This window comes from Planosporangium mesophilum, from assembly GCF_016863255.1.
Classification (GTDB): Bacteria; Actinomycetota; Actinomycetes; order Mycobacteriales; family Micromonosporaceae; genus Planosporangium; species Planosporangium mesophilum.
This window is the reverse complement of the sequence record NZ_BOON01000032.1, coordinates 79,154-96,379: the sequence shown is the minus strand read 5'-3', so window position 1 is coordinate 96,379 and position 17,226 is coordinate 79,154. Positions and strand designations below refer to the sequence as shown.

At 70.7% G+C, this 17,226-nt stretch carries 19 protein-coding genes; 11 read left to right on the top strand and 8 right to left on the bottom strand.

The genetic code is table 11. The annotated features are described in order from the left end of the window. Window positions 1–76: 76 nt before the first annotated feature. Window positions 77–505 (bottom strand): hypothetical protein, encoded by a 429-nt coding sequence (locus Pme01_RS17465; RefSeq protein ID WP_168116082.1) that lies wholly within the window; start codon window positions 503–505, stop codon window positions 77–79. 219 nt (window positions 506–724) lie between these two features. Here Pme01_RS17465 and Pme01_RS17460 point away from each other — a divergent pair, with 219 nt between their 5' ends. The 5 genes from Pme01_RS17460 to Pme01_RS17440 are packed head-to-tail and all read left to right on the top strand — an operon-like array spanning window position 725 to window position 4,239. After that, window positions 725–1,699, top strand: coding sequence for a class A beta-lactamase-related serine hydrolase (locus tag Pme01_RS17460; protein ID WP_239088290.1), 975 nt, complete (start codon window positions 725–727; stop codon window positions 1,697–1,699). A 40-nt stretch (window positions 1,700–1,739) separates the two neighbouring features. Further along, entirely contained in the window at window positions 1,740–2,327 is a 588-nt protein-coding gene (locus Pme01_RS17455; protein ID WP_203935693.1) for a superoxide dismutase family protein, read from the top strand. Beyond that, window positions 2,312–2,866, top strand: coding sequence for a copper resistance CopC family protein (locus Pme01_RS17450; RefSeq protein ID WP_203935692.1), 555 nt, complete (start codon window positions 2,312–2,314; stop codon window positions 2,864–2,866). Before Pme01_RS17455 ends, Pme01_RS17450 begins: the two co-directional genes overlap by 16 nt. 59 nt (window positions 2,867–2,925) lie before the next feature. Then, on the top strand, window positions 2,926–3,651 hold the full coding sequence (locus tag Pme01_RS17445; protein WP_168116081.1) for a sulfite exporter TauE/SafE family protein: 726 nt from the start codon (window positions 2,926–2,928) through the stop codon (window positions 3,649–3,651). A gap of 54 nt (window positions 3,652–3,705) precedes the next feature. Continuing rightward, window positions 3,706–4,239: a DnaJ family domain-containing protein gene (locus Pme01_RS17440; RefSeq protein ID WP_168116080.1), complete on the top strand. Its 534-nt coding sequence runs from the start codon at window positions 3,706–3,708 to the stop codon at window positions 4,237–4,239. 104 nt (window positions 4,240–4,343) lie between these two features. Here Pme01_RS17440 and Pme01_RS17435 read toward each other — a convergent pair whose 3' ends face one another. From Pme01_RS17435 to Pme01_RS17425, 3 genes are read right to left on the bottom strand one after another with little or no spacing between them, the layout of a single operon-like run. Next, window positions 4,344–5,087 carry a succinate dehydrogenase/fumarate reductase iron-sulfur subunit gene (locus tag Pme01_RS17435; RefSeq protein ID WP_168116079.1) on the bottom strand — a complete coding sequence of 248 codons (744 nt, stop codon included), beginning with the start codon at window positions 5,085–5,087 and terminating at the stop codon, window positions 4,344–4,346. Then, on the bottom strand, window positions 5,084–7,024 hold the full coding sequence (locus tag Pme01_RS17430) for a fumarate reductase/succinate dehydrogenase flavoprotein subunit (RefSeq protein ID WP_168116078.1): 1,941 nt from the start codon (window positions 7,022–7,024) through the stop codon (window positions 5,084–5,086). Before Pme01_RS17430 ends, Pme01_RS17435 begins: the two co-directional genes overlap by 4 nt. 1 nt (window position 7,025) lies before the next feature. Next, the gene (locus Pme01_RS17425) at window positions 7,026–7,724 is read right to left on the bottom strand and encodes a succinate dehydrogenase cytochrome b subunit (RefSeq protein WP_168116077.1); all 699 of its coding nucleotides are present in this window, start codon (window positions 7,722–7,724) and stop codon (window positions 7,026–7,028) included. Between the two features lie 71 nt (window positions 7,725–7,795). Between Pme01_RS17425 and Pme01_RS17420 the strand changes: the two genes are divergently transcribed. Beyond that, a complete protein-coding gene (locus tag Pme01_RS17420) occupies window positions 7,796–8,728 on the top strand; it encodes a LysR family transcriptional regulator (protein WP_203935708.1) in 933 nt (310 codons plus the stop codon). A 39-nt stretch (window positions 8,729–8,767) separates the two neighbouring features. On the opposite strand, the gene Pme01_RS17415 is transcribed toward Pme01_RS17420, so the two are convergent. Next, the gene (locus Pme01_RS17415; protein WP_168116075.1) at window positions 8,768–11,998 is read right to left on the bottom strand and encodes a glycosyl hydrolase 115 family protein; all 3,231 of its coding nucleotides are present in this window, start codon (window positions 11,996–11,998) and stop codon (window positions 8,768–8,770) included. 231 nt (window positions 11,999–12,229) lie between these two features. Between Pme01_RS17415 and Pme01_RS17410 the strand changes: the two genes are divergently transcribed. Continuing rightward, window positions 12,230–12,634 carry a response regulator gene (locus Pme01_RS17410; RefSeq protein ID WP_168116074.1) on the top strand — a complete coding sequence of 135 codons (405 nt, stop codon included), beginning with the start codon at window positions 12,230–12,232 and terminating at the stop codon, window positions 12,632–12,634. 210 nt (window positions 12,635–12,844) lie between these two features. Next, a complete protein-coding gene (locus Pme01_RS17405) occupies window positions 12,845–13,225 on the top strand; it encodes an STAS domain-containing protein (protein WP_168116073.1) in 381 nt (126 codons plus the stop codon). A 141-nt stretch (window positions 13,226–13,366) separates the two neighbouring features. On the opposite strand, the gene Pme01_RS17400 is transcribed toward Pme01_RS17405, so the two are convergent. Next, a complete protein-coding gene (locus Pme01_RS17400) occupies window positions 13,367–13,738 on the bottom strand; it encodes a nuclear transport factor 2 family protein (protein ID WP_239088289.1) in 372 nt (123 codons plus the stop codon). A 96-nt stretch (window positions 13,739–13,834) separates the two neighbouring features. Here Pme01_RS17400 and Pme01_RS17395 point away from each other — a divergent pair, with 96 nt between their 5' ends. Together Pme01_RS17395 and Pme01_RS17390 are read left to right on the top strand one after the other, a co-directional pair. Next, window positions 13,835–14,443 carry a TetR/AcrR family transcriptional regulator gene (locus Pme01_RS17395; protein WP_205864147.1) on the top strand — a complete coding sequence of 203 codons (609 nt, stop codon included), beginning with the start codon at window positions 13,835–13,837 and terminating at the stop codon, window positions 14,441–14,443. A gap of 162 nt (window positions 14,444–14,605) precedes the next feature. Beyond that, window positions 14,606–15,046, top strand: coding sequence for a VOC family protein (locus Pme01_RS17390; RefSeq protein WP_168116071.1), 441 nt, complete (start codon window positions 14,606–14,608; stop codon window positions 15,044–15,046). Between the two features lie 109 nt (window positions 15,047–15,155). On the opposite strand, the gene Pme01_RS17385 is transcribed toward Pme01_RS17390, so the two are convergent. Next, window positions 15,156–15,320, bottom strand: a complete 165-nt coding sequence (locus tag Pme01_RS17385) for a hypothetical protein (protein ID WP_168116070.1) — start codon at window positions 15,318–15,320, stop codon at window positions 15,156–15,158. Between the two features lie 96 nt (window positions 15,321–15,416). Here Pme01_RS17385 and Pme01_RS17380 point away from each other — a divergent pair, with 96 nt between their 5' ends. Next, on the top strand, window positions 15,417–15,824 hold the full coding sequence (locus Pme01_RS17380; protein ID WP_168116069.1) for a hypothetical protein: 408 nt from the start codon (window positions 15,417–15,419) through the stop codon (window positions 15,822–15,824). A gap of 25 nt (window positions 15,825–15,849) precedes the next feature. Here Pme01_RS17380 and Pme01_RS17375 read toward each other — a convergent pair whose 3' ends face one another. Beyond that, window positions 15,850–17,223, bottom strand: a complete 1,374-nt coding sequence (locus Pme01_RS17375; RefSeq protein WP_168116068.1) for an L-serine ammonia-lyase — start codon at window positions 17,221–17,223, stop codon at window positions 15,850–15,852. Window positions 17,224–17,226 lie beyond the last annotated feature (3 nt).

Below are 17,226 nucleotides of genomic sequence, written 5' to 3'. Positions count from 1 at the left end.
GACGGTGCCGCCCCGGCGGCACGGCCGGTTGACGGTGCCACCCCGGCGCCCGAACGCCGGGGCGGTCCGTCCGCGATCACTTGGCCGGGGTGGGCGTCCGGTGGGCGTCCCGGACGGCCTTCCGATCGGTACGCAACTGCTGGACGTCGGCCTTCACCGCCTGCAGTGCCGGCTTGGCGGCCTTCAGCCCGGCGCGGTCGGTGGCTGCGTCGACCTGCTTCCGGGCGGTGGCCGCGTCGGCGACCAGCTTGTCGAGGTCGGCGTTGAGCTTGGCCTTCTCCGCGGCGGTCAGCTTCTGGTTGGCGTCGACGCGCTTGCGGGCCTCGGCCGTGCGCGCGGTGACCCTGTCCAGGCGCTGGTCGATCCGGTGCTGGACGTCGGCGACCGGCCGGCGACCGGCGCCGTTGTCCGCCGTCGGGGTGGCGGCCACGGCGGCGGTGGCGCCCGCGCCCAGCAGGCCGGCCGTGACCGCGCCGACGACGAATACCTTGCGAGTCAGTCTCATCGGTTCGTGCTCCTCAGAGTCGGGGTGATACCCGCTACAGATTGCCCACCGGCTGCTGGCATCCGGCAAAGCCCACGTAAAGGTCGTGTAAGCGTGCCGCAGCGGCGGGGCCTGGGTGATCTTCACACTTCTCGAACGTCGTCCTGACGCCCGCCACATCGCGGCCGCTGACCCTGGGGACGTCCCTCGCCCCGGTACCGGTAAGAGAGAGCGCAACTAGTGAACAACCCGAGGTGGGACGGGCCGCCGCGCCCGACCTCCCCGCAGCGACCGCGCGGCACGGTCTACCGCTCCGCGGCCGCCGCGACGCCCAGCACCCGTACGCCCCAGCGCCGGCGGCGCCTGCCCGGCCGGCTGGCTCTGGTGGCGGTCCTGCTGGCCTGCGTCGGCACCGCCGGGGTCGTCGTCGCCGGCCACCGGCTGTCCGCCGCCGCCCACGCCGGACGCGGCGGTGTACCGGCCGGATCGGCCGCGAGTACCGCTGCCGCCGGCGCTCCCGTGCTGACGCCCCGGACCGTGGACGTGAGCGTCGACGGCTTCCTGTCCTGGTCGCTGCTGGACCGCCGGACCGGCGCCATCTCCGGCTCGGCCAACCACGCCGACGCCACCAGCAGTACCGAGTCGATGATCAAGGTCTGGATCGCGGCGGACTACCTGCGACAGCAGGCCGCCGGCGGCGGGACCCCCACCCAGCAACGCCTGGCCGAGCTGACCACCATGATCCGTGACAGCGACGACCTGGCCGCCGAGGACATCTACCGGCTCGACGGCGGCAACGCCGTGGTCAGCCGCATGATCTCGACCTGCGGCCTGACCGGCACCACCGCGGTCAACGGCTGGTGGAGCAGGACCCAGGTCACCGCGGACGACGCCGCCCGGCTCGGCCTGTGCGTCGCGGACGGGCGCGCCGCCGGCCGTACCTGGACGCCCTGGATCCTCACCCAGATGCGTCAGGTACGCGGCGAGGGCCGGTTCGGCGTCGTCGACGCCCTGCCCGCCAGCACCGCCGCGACCACCGCGATCAAGAACGGCTGGACGCTGATCAACGCCGACGGCAGCTGGCACGTCGCCTGCCTGGCCGTCCAGGACCGGTGGGTCCTTTCCGTCCTCACCCGGTACGACGGGTCACGCGGGCTGTCGTACGGTGCCGGCGTCTGCGCCGACGTCACGAGGCAGCTCATGACCGACTCCTGACGTACCGGAACCTTTCCGGCCCACCGGACGACTACCTGACGTGAGTTTCTCTTCAGTAACGCGCACCCGCCGACCGGTACGGGCGGCCGCCGTGGCCGCCGGGCTGCTGGCCGCCGCGGCCCTCGCTGGTGGCTGCGGCGCGACGACGCACGGCTCGGATAACGATCACTCGACCATGTCATCGGGCCCCACGGCGTCCCGGATGCCGATGTCCGACCCGTCCGCCACCCCGGCGGACCGGATCGACGGCGCCAAGAAGTCCGCCTTCACGCTGCTGGACACCCGGCCGCCCGGTACCGACGCCGCGGCAGGCACCGCTTGGCTGGCGCAGGACGGTACGGGTACGACGGTCACGGTCAGGATGACCGGGCTCACACCCGGCCAGGAGTACATGGCCCACCTGCACGCCCAGGCCTGCGCCAAGGGCAACGGCGGCCCGCACTTCATGTTCGACCCGGCCGGCCCGGCCACGCCCCCCAACGAGGTTCACCTGGGCTTCACCGCCGACGCCGCGGGTGCGGGGACGGCGACCGTACACAACGACCGCAAGGTCGGCGACGGCGCCCGCGCGCTGGTGGTCCACCCCATGGACGCGATGGACAACCGGCTGGCATGCGCCGACTTCTGATCATCCTGGCGCTGGTCGCGGGGGCGCTCGCCGTCCCGGCGCCGGCGTCGGCGCACAGTGCCCTGGTCAGCGCGTCACCCGGCCCTGGTGACAAGGTCGCCCCCGGTGCCCGCGTGATCGGCCTGACGTTCGCCCCGCTGCGCGGCGCCGGCCCGCACCGGGTCAGCGTCGCCGGCCCGGGAGACAAGCCGGTCGCCGTCGGCCGGCCGCTGCTGGTGAACGGAGCCACGCTCTGCCTGTCCGTCGCCGAGCTGCGGCAACCGGGCACGTACGCCGTGTCGTACTCCACCGTGGCCGCGGACGGGGATCCGCAGCAGAGCCGGTACTACTTCCAGGTCCTGCCGTCGGGCCAGCCACCGGCCGCCCCGGCCGCGTGCGCGGGCCGGGCCCTGCCGGCGCTGTCGACGACCGGCGGCGCCGTCCAGGCCCGCTCGAACCCGGTGCTGGCGGCCCTACCGTGGATCGGGCTGGTCGCCCTCATCGGCATGGCGACCGCGACCGTCGTAGCGACCGTCCGCAACCGGACCGCCCGTCGGTAGGGTGATCCACGGCGTCCGGTCGGACGCCGTGGATCTCGCCGATTGGTTGCCCGAAGCACGTGGAGCTCGCACAGATCGCCGCCGCGTTCGCAATCCTGCTGGTCGCCGCGTTCGCCCAGGCGGTGAGCGGGTTCGGGTTCTCCCTCGTCGCGGTCCCGCTGCTGGCCCTGGTCTCGGGTCCGCGCGCCGCCGTCGTCGGGTCGTCGATGGTGGCCGTCCTGCTCACCAGCGTGACCGCGCTGCACGACCGGGGCTTCGTCCGGTGGCGTACGGTCGCACGCGTTCTCGTCGCGGCGGTCGTCGGCATGCCGCTCGGGCTGCTGGCGCTGACGGCCCTGCCGGCGCGCGTCCTGACCGTGGGCATCGCACTCGTGGTACTCGTCTTCACGCTGATGACCTGGCGTGGGTTCCGGGTGCCCGGCGGGGTCGCCACGACGGCGGTCGTCGGGCTGGTCTGCGGTGCGCTGACCACGTCGATCGGGGTGAACGGCCCGCCGCTGGTCGCCGCGTTCCAGGCCATGGAGTTCCCACCGCGCCCCTTCCGGGCGACCCTCGCCGCGGTCTTCGCCGGCTGCGGGACGATCGGAGTGCTCGGGTTCGCCGTTACCGGCCACGTCAACCGGAGCGTGGGCACCGTCGCGCTGGTCGGGGTGCCGGCCGTGCTCGCCGGGTGGTACCTGGGCAACAAGATCTTCGCGCTGGTCAGCGTCGCCCGGTTCCGCCTCATCGTCCTCGGCGGGCTGATCGCGGCCTCCGTGGTCACCCTGGCGACGGCTCTCGCCTGACCCGAACCGCATCGCGACCGGCCGCCGCCGCGAAGCGTCGGGGATAATCGCACCATGGCCGAGCGCAAGCCACCGGGCATCGACTTCGAGACCTGGGTCGACAGACAGATCCGTGAGGCGGCGGATCGCGGCGCGTTCGACGACCTGCCCGGCGCCGGCAAGCCCCTGCCCGAGCAGGGAGCGCCGGATGACGAGTTGTGGTGGGTGAAGAACTACCTGCGCCGGGAGGGCGTGTCCACCGACGCGCTGTTGCCCACGCCGCTGCGGCTACGCAGACAGATCGAGCAGCTACCCGACACGGTCCGCGGCCTGCGCTCAGAGCAGGCCGTACGCGAGGTCGTGGCCGAACTCAACCGGCAGGTCGCAGACTGGCTGCGGGCGCCATCGGGCCCGTGGACCGTCCGGCCGGCGAACGCGGACAGCATCGTGCGGCAATGGCGCGCCGAGCGGGAAGCCGCCACGGCTGGCGTGGCGCCTACCGCGCCCACGACGGACAACCCCTCGTCCGGACCGACCAGGTGGTGGCAGCGGCTCGCCCGCCGGCGCCAGCGGTCCGAAGGATCGCCTGACCATCTCGCGCCGCAATAGCTGTCGCGCCAGAACCGCCTCAGGGTCGGTGGCCGGGCAGGAGCTTGGCACCTGCCCGGCCACCGATCACAGCTACCCGCCGCCCCGGCCAAGACCGGTTGCTGCTACCGCTTGCCGCTGGCCTTGATGAAGTCGCGGTTGAGCCGGCCGATCGTGGTCAGCGGGATGCCCTTCGGGCACACCGCCGTGCACTCACCGGCGTTGGTGCAGCCGCCGAAGCCGGCCTCGTCGTGCGCGGCGAGCATGTTCACCACGCGGGAGTCCCGCTCGGGCTGGCCCTGGGGCAGCAGGCCCAGGTGGGTGATCTTCGCGGCGGTGAACAGCATGCCGGAGCCGTTCGGGCAGGCCGCCACGCAGGCACCGCAGGCGATGCAGGTCGCCGCGTCGAACGCCTCGTCGGCGTCGGCCTTGGGTACCGGCGTCGAGTGCGCCTCGGGCGCGGAACCGGTCGGCGCCGAGATGAAGCCACCCGCCTGGATGATCTTGTCGAACGCGCCGCGGTTGACGACCAGGTCCTTGATGACCGGGAACGCCTTCGCCCGCCACGGCTCGATGTCGATCGTGTCGCCGTCGGAGAAGGTCCGCATGTGCAGCTGGCACGTGGTGGTCAGCTTCTGCGGGCCGTGCGCCGTGCCGTTGATGACCATGCTGCACGCGCCGCAGATGCCCTCGCGGCAGTCGTGGTCGAACGCGACCGGCTCCTCGCCCTCGAGGGTCAGCCGCTCGTTGAGCATGTCGAGCATCTCCAGGAAGGACATGTCCGGCGACACGTCGGTCACCTGGTAGCTCACCATCCGGCCCTTGTCCTGCGGGCCCTTCTGGCGCCAAACGCGCAGGGTCAGGTTCACTTGTAGCTCCGCTGGCTCGGGTGGACGTACTCGAAATTCAGGTCTTCCTTGCGCAGCACCGGCGGTTCGCCGGTACCGGCGTACTCCCAGGCGGCGACGTAGCTGAAGCGCTCGTCGTCACGCTGGGCCTCACCGTCGGGGGTCTGGCTCTCGGCCCGGAAGTGGCCGCCGCAGGACTCCTCGCGGTGCAGCGCGTCGATGCACATCAGCTCGGCGAGCTCGAAGAAGTCGGCCACCCGGCCGGCCCGCTCCAGGGCCTGGTTGAGGCCCTCGCCGTCGCCGAGCACCCGCACCCGCTGCCAGAACTCGTCGCGCAGGTTGCGGATCAGCTCGATGGCCTTGGTCAGCCCGGCCTCGGTGCGCTCCATGCCGCAGTACTCCCACATGATGTGGCCGAGTTCGCGGTGGAACGAGTCGACGGTCCGGTCGCCCTTGATCGACAGCAGCTTGGCGATCCGGCCCTCGACCTGCTGGCGCGCCTCGATCGCTGCCGGGTGGCCGGCGTCGACCTTCTCGAACGAGCCGGTGGCCAGGTAGTCGCCGATCGTGTTCGGGAGCACGAAGTAGCCGTCGGCCAGGCCCTGCATCAGGGCCGAGGCGCCGAGGCGGTTCGCACCATGGTCGGAGAAGTTGGCCTCACCGATCACGAACAGGCCGGGGATGGTCGACTGCAGGTCGTAGTCGACCCACAGGCCACCCATCGTGTAGTGGACGGCCGGGTAGATGCGCATCGGCACCTGGTACGGGTCCTCGCCGGTGATCCGCTCGTACATCTCGAAGAGGTTGCCGTACTTCGCCTCGACGGCCGGGCGGCCCAGCCGCTTGATGGCGTCCGCGAAGTCCAGGTACACGCCGAGCCCGCCGGGACCGACGCCGCGACCCTCGTCGCAGACGTTCTTCGCGGCCCGGGAGGCGATGTCGCGCGGGACCAGGTTGCCGAACGCCGGGTAGATGCGCTCCAGGTAGTAGTCGCGGTCGTCCTCCGGGATGTCCGCGGCCGGCTTGCCGCAGTCCTCGGCCCGCTTCGGCACCCACACCCGGCCGTCGTTACGCAGCGACTCGCTCATCAGCGTGAGCTTCGACTGGTGGTCGCCGGACTGCGGGATGCAGGTCGGGTGGATCTGCGTGTAGCACGGGTTGGCGAAGAGCGCGCCCTTGCGGTGCGCCCGCCACGTCGCCGTGACGTTGCAGCCCTTGGCGTTGGTCGACAGGAAGAACACGTTGCCGTACCCGCCGGAGGCGAGCACCACGGCGTCCGCGAACTCGGTCGTGATCTCACCGGTCACCAGGTCGCGGACCACGATGCCGCGGGCCCGGCCGTCGACGATGATCAGCTCCAGCATCTCGTGCCGGGCGTTCATCTCGACGTTGCCGGCCGCGATCTGGCGCTCCAGGGCCTGGTACGCGCCCAGCAGCAGCTGCTGGCCTGTCTGGCCACGGGCGTAGAAGGTCCGGGATACCTGGGTACCGCCGAACGACCGGGTGTCGAGCAGGCCGCCGTACTCGCGGGCGAACGGCACCCCCTGGGCCACGGCCTGGTCGATGATGTTGACCGATACCTCGGCGAGCCGGTGGACGTTCGACTCGCGGGCGCGGAAGTCGCCGCCCTTCACGGTGTCGTAGAACAGCCGGTAGACCGAGTCGCCGTCGTTGCGGTAGTTCTTGGCCGCATTGATGCCGCCCTGCGCGGCGATCGAGTGCGCCCGGCGGGGGCTGTCCTGGTAGCAGTACGACTTGACGTGGTAGCCGAGCTCGCCGAGCGTGGCGGCGGCCGAGCCACCGGCCAGGCCGGTGCCGACCACGATCACGGTCATCTTGCGCTTGTTGGCGGGGTTGACGAGCTTCGCGGAGAAGCGGCGCCGCTCCCAGCGGGTCTCGATGGGGCCGTCCGGGGCCTTGGTGTCCCGGATCGGCTCACCCTCGGTGTACAGGCTCAATTCAGCTCACCAATCCCGTGAGTACGGCGAACGGCACGGACAGGTAGCCGGCGCAGAGCACCACCGCGACGCCGAGCGCGATGGCCCGGTTCCGCCGCTGGCCCTTCTCGGTCTGCTGGCCCAGCGTGCGCAGCGCGCTGAAGATGCCGTGGCGCAGGTGGAAGCCGATCGAGAGGATCGCCAGCGTGTAGAAGAGCGTGACGTACCAGCGACCGGGCGCGAAGTCGGCGACGACGTTCGCGTACGGGTGCGCCTTGTCCGCGACCGGGTTGAGGTTGCCCGTGGTCAGGTCGAGGATGTGGTAGATCACGAAGAGCAGGATGATCACACCGCCCCAGCGCATCGTGCGCGCCGCGTAGCTGCCCTGGACCTTGGCTCGGTGGGCGTACTTGACCGGCCGGGCGGCCTTCGCGCGCAGCGCGAGCGAGGTGGCGGCCCAGATGTGGCCGACCACCGCGAAGGTCAGCACGGCGCGCTGGATCCACAGGTACCAGGTGTGCGGCAGCAGCGGGCTGCCGAGGTCACGCAGCCAGTGCGCGTAGTGGTCGAACGCCGCCGCGCCCACGAAGATCTTCAAGTTGCCCAGCATGTGCACGACGAGGAACAGCACCAGCAGAACACCGGTCACCGCCATCAGAACCTTCTGTCCGACGGTGGTGCGGAGTGGTGCTTTCACCCGTGGCGCGGTCGCGATCGCCATGTACGCGACGGTAGGAGCTGGTTCATGATTCGTCCAATGCATGACACACACAGAGTCAATAGCCGTAGGCTATATGGGTGCAGCTACAGCAGCTCCGATACTTCGTCGCAGTGGCAAAAACCCGACATTTCACTCAAGCCGCCGAAAAGGTCGGGGTCGCGCAGCCTTCTCTGAGTAAGCAGATTCACAGCCTCGAGGCGGACCTCGGCGCGCCGCTGTTCGAGCGCGGGCGGGGAAACGTGGTCCTGACCGCCGCCGGGGAAACCCTGCTCCCGCTCGCCATCCGGATCCTCGCCGACGTCGACACCGCCCGCCGGGAGGTCGGAAACCTCGTCGGGCTGCGCCGGGGCCGGGTGCGGCTCGGGGCCACACCCAGCCTGTGCGTGTCGCTGGTACCGAGGCTGCTGCGCCGCTTCCACTCCGAGTTCCCCGAGATCGAGCTGTACATCGAGGAGGGCGGCTCGCAGGACCTGGTCCGCAACCTGGGCCAGGGCGGGCTGGACCTGGCCCTGATCGTGCAGCCCACCGACGGTGCCGACCCCGCCCTGCTGACCGAGCCGCTGGTACGGGAGAGCCTCGTCGTCGCCTCCACCACCTCGCTGCCCACCCCGGACGGCGCGCTGCGCGTCACCGACCTGCGCGACCAGCCGCTGGTGATGTTCCGCGCCGGCTACGACCTGCGCGACACCACCCTCGAAGCCTGCCGCCGGGCCGGCTTCACCCCGTCGTTCACCGTCGAGGGCGGCGAGATGGACGCCGTCCTCAGCCTCGTCGAGGCCGGACTCGGCGCCGCCGTGGTCCCCGGCATCGTCCTCGCCGGCCGGCCGTCGCTGGTCTCCACGCCCCTCGCGCCGCCGGGCATCCCGCGCACGATCGCCCTGGCCCACCGGCGCGAGGCCCCGCTGTCGCACGCCGCCCAGGCGCTGCGCGACGCGCTCTTCGCGTACCTGGAGGAGAGCCGGCAGCGCGGCACCCTCCCGTCCGGCGTGGAGCTGCTGCGTTGACGCCCCTCCCCGTGATCACGGGGAGGGGCGTCAACGGAGTCACCGCCGCAGGCTCTCCGGCGGACCGAGGTAGCTGGGCTTCAGGCCGCCGGTGTCCACGACGAGCTTCTGTACCACCACGGTCGGGTCGACCATCCACAACTTCAGGGTGTGCACCCCCGGCGTACCGATCAGGTGCGTGGTGGCCGTGCGGTTGACGTTGTCGGAGGTGTTCCGCTCCCACTGCCGGTTCATCCGGGTGTCGTCGGCGCCGGTGGTGGTGGTGACGTTGACGATCTGCGGCGCCCCGCCGTCGATCGACACCGCGTACCGCAGCCCCTCCGTCGGATGCACGTTGTTACGGGGCGACAGGTACGCCCAGACCGTGACCGGCCCGGTCGTGGTCAGGGTCATCGCGTACTCCAGCCGCGGACTGTCGCCGCCCGGCGTCCGGCTCGGCGCGGTGACCGGCGACGACTGCATGCCGGACGCGGTCCGGCCGATGTCCGGGATGCGCTTCCAGGAGACCCCGCCGCCGTTCACGGCACGCGTGTAGTGCTCGGCCTCGATCGAGACGTACCCGTTGGCCTCGACGAATCCGCGCGGCGCCGCGCCGGCCGGGTTGTCCACGACGGCCCGGACCGTGACGCTGCGCCCGTTCGGCCCGGAGACCACGACGGGTACGGTCGTCGTCCCCTTCGGCGCCCGCTTCCAGTCCACCCGGAGGGTGACCCGGACCTGCTTGTCGACCCGACCGCGAGCGTGGTCGGCGGTCAGCCACGGCACCGCCGGCGTGACGGTGTAGTCGAACGGGGCCGAGCCCCGGTTGAACACCTCGAGGTACTGCGCCGGCTGGCTCTGGTACGGGCTGAACGTCGGCAGGACCGGCGGCTCCTGCGCGGCCGGCTCCGCTGCTGCCGCCGGCTGCGCCGGCCACCACTTGTCGGAGCCGTCGATCGCCACGCCCAGCTCGGCGCCGGCCGGGACCTGGATCCGCTGGACCGCCGGGAAGATGACGTCGGGCAGGGCCACGTTGTTCAGCTCGGGCTGCTGCCAGGGCGCGTTCGGCCCGTACCGGGCCACGTCGCCGTAGTCGATCTTCGGCTGGGTCTGGAAGCCGCGCCACTTCCCGCCGGCGAGCGTGTCGTTGTAGTAGTCCGACATCGCCTGGTCGTCGGCGAACCGGGCCTCGGTGACGGCGGCGAAGTCATTGGTGGCCGCGCGCCCCTGCTTGGCGTACAGGATGTTGGTGAACTCCGCCTCGCGCAGCGCGTACAGGTTGGCGGTGGCCTTCGTCTGGTAGAGCACCAGCTGGTAGTAGGCGTCCTGGTACGCCGGCGGCAGCGACCGCCCGATCCGGTCGGCCCGATCTGCCAGCCGCCGCCACTCCTCGGTGACCCGGCTCATCTCCCGGTAGTCGGTCAGGCTGAACGGGTTGCCCTGGTCGTCGTAGACCACCGCCGAGGAGTCGGTGGCGAGGTCCTTGGTGGGGTCCACGCTGATGTGCCGGTTGAGCAGCTCCGGCTTGCGGCGCGCCTGCAACCTGCCGTACGCGTGGAGCACGTCGGCGATCTCGGTGGCGTACCGCGGCCCGAAGTTCTGCGCCGCGTACCGCCGCTCCCACTCCCCCAGCCGCTCGATCGGCCAGCGGCTCGGGTCCCAGGCGTAGTCGAGGAAGAACTGGAGCGGAAGCTCCTCGTTCTTCATGTCGCCCACGTTGACCACCCAGAGCCGGTCGACGCCGTGGCGGTACGTCGTGTTCAACTGCTCCCAGGTGTTGGCCAGGTTGACGGTGTCGACCCACTTGTAGTTGCGGCCGCCACCGACGTAGTCGAAGTGGTAGTACATGCCGTAGCCGCCGCTGCGCTCGGGAAGGCTGGCATCCGGCAGCTTGCGCATGTTGCCCCAGTTGTCGTCGCAGAACACGACCGTGACGTCGTCCGGTGGCCGGTAGCCGGAGTCCCAGTACCGCTGGACCTCCTTGTACAAGGTCTGCACCTGCGGGGCCCCGATCAGCCCGGTCTCGGCAAGGATCTGGCGCTCGCTGCTGATGATGTTGTGCATCAGATCGATGCCGTCACCGTCGGGCAGGCCGACGTCGCCGTTGCCGCGCATGCCGAGGGTTATCACGCCCTCGAAGTCCTGTTCCCTCATGCGTTCGGCGCCGTCGGTCCAGTACTGCTTGATGGCCTCACCGTTACGGCGGAAGCTCCACTCGCCGGTTCCGCCGTACGGGTCGCTGCCCGGCTTGGTGATGTTCCCGTCGCCGTCGCGGACCGCGGGTACGGCGTGCCGGTTCCACTCCTCGATGCCCCGCATCATCGGCGCCTCGTGCGAGGTACCCATCACCACGCCGTACGCCTTGGCGGTCGCGTGGTTCTCGGGGTCGTCCTCGGCGAACGCCCGGCCCCACACCGCCGGCCACAGGTAGTTGGCCTTGAGCCGCAGCATCGTCTCGAAGACCTTGGCGAAGAAGTCCTTGTTGAACCCACCCGGGTAGCCGGGCGCCTTGCCGGGACCGAAGTAGCCGGGCGCCCAGGTGCCCAGTGCAGGGTTCTCGTCGTTGATGAAGAAGCCCCGGTACTTGACCGCCGGCGTGCCCTGGCTGTGGCGGCCGGGCAGCACGTAGAGCGCGTCCTGGTGGCGCGCCGGTACGTCGTCCCACCAGTACCACGGCGAGACCCCGATCTGCCTGGAGACGTCGTAGGCGCCGTAGATCGTGCCACGCTGGTCGCTGCCGGCGATCACGAACGCGCGGCGTACGCCCGGCCACGGGTTGTGCACGACCTGCTCCAGCGTCGTCTCCCACTTCCCCGCGATGCCGGTCACGTCGAGTCTCCCGGCCTTCACGAGGTCGTCGACGAGCGGGCTGGCGCCGATGGTGCCGACGAGCACGACGTCGCTACTGCCCGCCGGGATCCGGTCCGCGGAGACGGCGGGTTCGACGCCCGTGACCCGCTTGAGGTCGGCGCGCAGGTCGCCCACGACCCGTACCACGCCCGGGTGGTCGCGCCCGCTGACCACGAGCGGCGTGGCCCGCCCGGCCGCCACGAGCGGGAAGCTCAGGGGCGCGGCGACCGTGGAGATGTACGCCCCCGGGTCGTGCCCGAGGTCGCCGGAGGACACGGCCGGCTGGGCCGGCGCTGCCGCCTGCGCCGGGATCACGGCGACGGCGGGTGCGGCGGCGGCCACGGCCACCAACGGAAGCAGCAGCCGCCGGAGCGTCGTCGTGGGCCGGCCCGGGTACGCGGGGGCCGGGGCGTCGGCGAGGACGGAGACGGACCTTCTCATTTCGGAATCTCCACGGGGTTGCTCGATCCGAAACTTTCCGAAAACCTTTGGAACGAAGGTAGTCAATGCCTTCACCGAAGGTCAAGCGTGCGGTCTCCTATGGAGGATCGATCCTGACCCGCAAAGGTCGCCGGCCGACTGACACGGTCGAAAACTTTCGGTAACGGATTACCGGGCGGGCGCCCTGGTCATTTCTTCGATACCATCCCCCGAACGACCGAGGGAGAGTTCATGGCGAGCGTGGTGATCGCGGAAGGCGACAGCGACCTCCTCGAGTCGTACACGCACATCCTCACGCGCGCCGGGCACTCCGTCGTGCCCTGCAAGGACGCCGACTCCGCCCTGGCCGAGGTACACCAGCAACGTCCGGATCTCCTGCTCACCGACGTCACCATGACCCCGGGCATGACCGGTCTGGAACTGGCCGCCGCGATCAGGGCCGATCCCGCCGTCGCGGACCTTCCCATCATCGCGGTGACCGGCGGCTGGACCGAGATCGACGCGACCGAGCTACCCAGGATCGCGCGCCTGCTGCGCAAACCGGTCTCGCCCGAGGAACTGACCAGCCAGGTTCAGACCGTGCTCGCCAACGCCCGGCGCCACCACGTGCACCTGCGGTCCGACGTCGCGCCCTAGCGGTCGGACACCAGCCCGGCCGGCTCGGGAAGGTTCTCGCAGCGGTCGACCCGGCCCCGCACGCGGGCATCGGGCCACGGGCAAGCGGCACTTCGGATGATCGGATATCGGCGGCCACCAATAGGGTGAGCACCGACTCCGATCGATGCCGTATTGGCACGCCGCCGACTCTCACGCTACCGCCCACTGTGTGACTAGGATGACCAAACTATGGACACCGCAGTCCCCCCAGAGCAGTCGAAGCTGCGGATCGGAGTCGAGTCTGTCGGTCGTGGCGAGGTCGTCGTGGTGGTACGCGGCGAGCTCGACTGCGCGACCGCCGACCAACTTCGGTCCGCGATCACCGCACTCCTCAATCGCGGTGACATCACCGCCATCGGTCTCGATCTCCGTGGCCTTGGATTCATCGATTCGACGGGCATCGGCACCCTCGTCGTTGCCCAGCGCATCAGCCAACAGATAGGCGTACGGCTACGGCTGACCGCCGTCAGCGCGTTCGCCGCGCGCATCCTCCGCGTCCTCGGTGTCGACGTCATGCTCGGGCTGCCGGCAGCCCCCAGCGACGACGCCGCCCTCGTCGGCGCCGACTGAGACCGCACCAACCGGGCCGGCGCCGACTGAGACGGCACCGGCCGAGATGGCCCGCATCTCCACGCCGAGCCGATTTCATATGGAGCCGATTCATACGGAGCCGACTCCGCACCGGGCCGCCCGCCCGACCGAGCGGGCGGCCTAACCCAGTGCCTGCAGCATGGCCAGGGTGTTCTGATACTCCCGCCAGAGCGCGACCTTGCCGTTGCGGACCGTCAGTACGGCGATGAAGGCGACCGTGGACTGCTCGTTCGTCCTGGTGGACGTGCCGGTCAACTCGTACTCGACGATGATCGTGTCCGGGTCCGTCGTGTCGTGGATCGCGACGGTGCGGCAGTCGTCGAGGTGGACCGGCAGCGTGGCCCGCTGCGGGTTGGCGAATTCGAGAAATCGCTGTCTGCCCTCGATTCTGGTCGGCCGACCCGGTGCGGCGAACGGCGCTTCGATGATCACATCGTCAGCGAGGTCGTCACCGGTGAGAGGACCGGGACGGCCGAACCACTGTTGTCGCATCCGATCGAACACCTCACGCGCCGCGGCACCCATGGGACCACCCTCCTAAGATGAGTGTCGACTCAGGAAACTGACGATAATGAGTGGAGACTCATCTTGTCCAGTGGAGCGGTCCTACCCGTGCGCGCGGACGCGCAGAGCCGGCCGGTGCGCGCGGACGCGCAGCGCAACCGCGCCCGGATCCTGGCCGCGGCGGAGGAGGTGTTCGCCGACGGCGGCCCGCGCGCGTCCACAGAGGAGGTCGCACGGCGGGCCGGCGTCGCCATCGGCACCGTGTTCCGGCACTTCCCGACCAAGACCGACCTGCTGCGCGCGCTGATGAAGCAACTGCTTGAGCAGGTCACCGCCGACGCGGCGGCCCTTCTCGCCCACGGAGATACGGCGACGGCGCTGTTCGAGTTCTTCGCTCAGCTGGTACGGCGGACCGCCGCGAACCGGACCGTGGTGAGCCTGCTCGGCGCCGAAGGGCTCGACGTGCCCATCGCCGGACCGGTCACCTCGCTCACCGACGCCGTCCGGGAACTACTGGCGCGCGGACAGCGGGCCGGCGCGATCCGCGCCGACGTCCGGCTCGACGAGGTGATGGCGCTGTTGGAGAGCCTGTGTCAGGGCGCGCTGCAGCGCGGCTGGGACGAAGACCTGCGCGAGCGCACGCTTGGCATCGTGTTCGCCGGGCTGCGTACCCCCGTCAGCAGTCGCAGCTGACCGCCGCACGTCGCTGACGTCGGTCTCGAACGACAGCCGGGCGGCGAAGTGGGCGACGCTCCAGGCAGGCGCCGGACCCACGCACGCGCCGGACCTGCGGCGCGCGGACGAGCGCACCAGTGAGAACCTGACCTGACGGACGAACGCAGGAGGACGTACCCCATGTCGCCTATCCGGCGCTTCGATCACGTCGGCATCACCGTCAGAGATCTCGACACGGTGACGGACTTCTTCGTCGGGCTGGGCTTCGAGGCCGAGGGCCGGACGGTTCTGGAGGGCGAGTTCCTGGACACCGTCATCGGCATCCCTGACTCCCGTACCGAGATCGTCATGCTGCGGCCGCCCGGCGGAGGAACCGGGCTGGAACTGTCGAGCTTCATCCGCCCTGACCACGAACCGGGTTCGCCCGACCCCATGCCGAACGAACTGGGGCTGCGCAACGTGACGTTCGAAGTGGACGACCTTCAGGCGATCGTCGACCGGCTCGCCGCGGACGGCTACCACCTGGTCGGCGGCGTCGGTCAGTACGAGGGCATCTGGCGCATGGCGTCCGTGCGCGGACCCGAGGGGGTCCTCGTGAACTTGGCCCAGCGAATCGACTGATCCGCGGTCAGCCGGCCCCGCGCGGCGGGACGGGGTGCTTGCGCAGCGAGCAGGTCCGCGAGCCGTCGAGCAGGAAGTGAGGTTCCTCGTTCAACAGCGAGGCCCGGGGTCACTTCTTGCGGCGGTCGTCGGCCGTGGCCGCCCACGCCTCGTGCTCGTCGGTGATGGCGCGTGTGACCGGCTTGGCCCGGTTGGCCACCAGGTCACGACGGTCGACGTGCAGGCGCACCAGGCCGAGCAGCGCGTTGTCCGGGGCAGGTTCCGGAAGGTCCACCGTCGCCGTTCCAGCTGCTGGCGGACGGCGGGCAGGTTTCGGTGGCTGGTGGCGGGTAGAGGCCACACACGTAGCCGCGACACGAGGAGGGTCGCCATGACCCAGCGGAGGGCCGGCCGAACTCCGGGCGTGCGCACCGGCAAGGCCACGTCGAGGTCGCTGATGTACGCCGAGGTGGTCAACTCGCCGGACGAGCTGCGGGCCGAGCCGGGGAAGGTGTACGTCACCACCAACCACGACGTCATCAGACGGTGGGCGGAGGAGCGCGGCGCGGTGCCCGCCACCGTGGCCGGCACCGAGCACCCGGAGACCGGGACCCTCGGCGTGTTGACCTTCGACTTCCCGCCGATCGGCGACAATGAGCGGCTCAGGCACGTGAGCTGGGACGACTGGTTCGACACTTTCGATCGCCGCGAACTGAACTTCATCTTCCAGCAGCAGCTGGCCGACGGCCGGCAGAGCAACTTCTTCCGACTGGAGAACCCCCACCGCGAGGACGCCTGAACTCAGGGCTCGACAGACGCGGGGCTCAACACTCGATCACATTGACGGCGAGGCCGCCGCGCGCGGTCTCCTTGTACTTGGTCTTCATGTCGGCGCCGGTCTCCCGCATGGTCTTGATGACCTTGTCGAGGGAGACGTGGTGCTGGCCGTCCCCGCGCAGCGCGATCCGCGCCCCGGTGATCGCCTTGATCGCCGCGACGGCGTTCCGCTCGATGCACGGGATCTGGACCAGGCCGCCGACCGGGTCGCAGGTCAGGCCCAGGTTGTGCTCCATGCCGATCTCGGCGGCGTTCTCCACCTGCGCCGGCGTACCGCCGAGCACCTCGGCCAGGCCTGCCGCGGCCATCGAGCAGGCGGAGCCGACCTCGCCCTGGCAGCCGACCTCTGCGCCGGAGATCGACGCGTTCTCCTTGAACAGCACGCCCACCGCGCCGGCGGCGAGCAGGAACCGGACCACGCCGTCGTCGTCGGCTCCGGGTACGAACCGCGTGTAGTAGTGCAGGACGGCCGGGATGATCCCGGCCGCGCCGTTGGTCGGGGCGGTCACGATCCTGCCCCCGGCGGCGTTCTCCTCGTTCACCGCCAGGGCGTACAGGGCGACCCAGTCCATCGCGCGCAGCCCGCCGTCGTCACCGGCGCCCTCCTCCAGGGACCGGCGCAGGGCGGCCGCCCGGCGGCGGACCTTCAGGCCGCCCGGGAGTACGCCCTCCCGGCCGCAGCCGGCCTCGACGCACTCCCCCATGACCTTCCAGATGCCGAGCAGCCCGGCCCGGATCTCCGCTTCGGTACGCCAGGCCTTCTCGTTGGCCAGCATGACGTCGCTGATGGACAGGCCGGACTCGGCGCAGTGCCGCAGCAACTGGGCGCCGGTGGTGAACGGGTACCGCAGCGGCGTGGTGTCCGGCTTGATGCGGTCCGCACCGGCCGCCGACTCGTCGACGACGAAGCCGCCGCCGACCGAGTAGTACGTGCGCTGCGACAGGACCGCGCCGCCCGCGTCAAGGGCGCAGAACCGCATGCCGTTGGAGTGGTACGGCAGCGACCTCCGCCGGTGCAGCGTCAGGTGCGCGTCTTCGGTGAACGCGATCGGGTGCCGGCCCAGCAGCCGAAGCTGCCCGGCCTCGCGGATCTCGGCCAGCCGGTGCTCGGCGGCGTCCGGGTCGACCGACTCCGGCCGGTGCCCCTCCAGCCCGAGCAGGACGGCCTTCGGCGTGCCGTGGCCGTGCCCGGTGGCGCCGAGGGAGCCGAACAACTCGGCCTCGACGGTCGCGGTGGCAGCGAGGACGCCACCGTCTAGAAGCGCCTGCGCGAAGGTGGCCGCCGCCCGCATCGGGCCGACCGTGTGCGAACTGGACGGTCCGATCCCGATCGAGAACAGGTCGAAGACGCTGAGACTCATGAG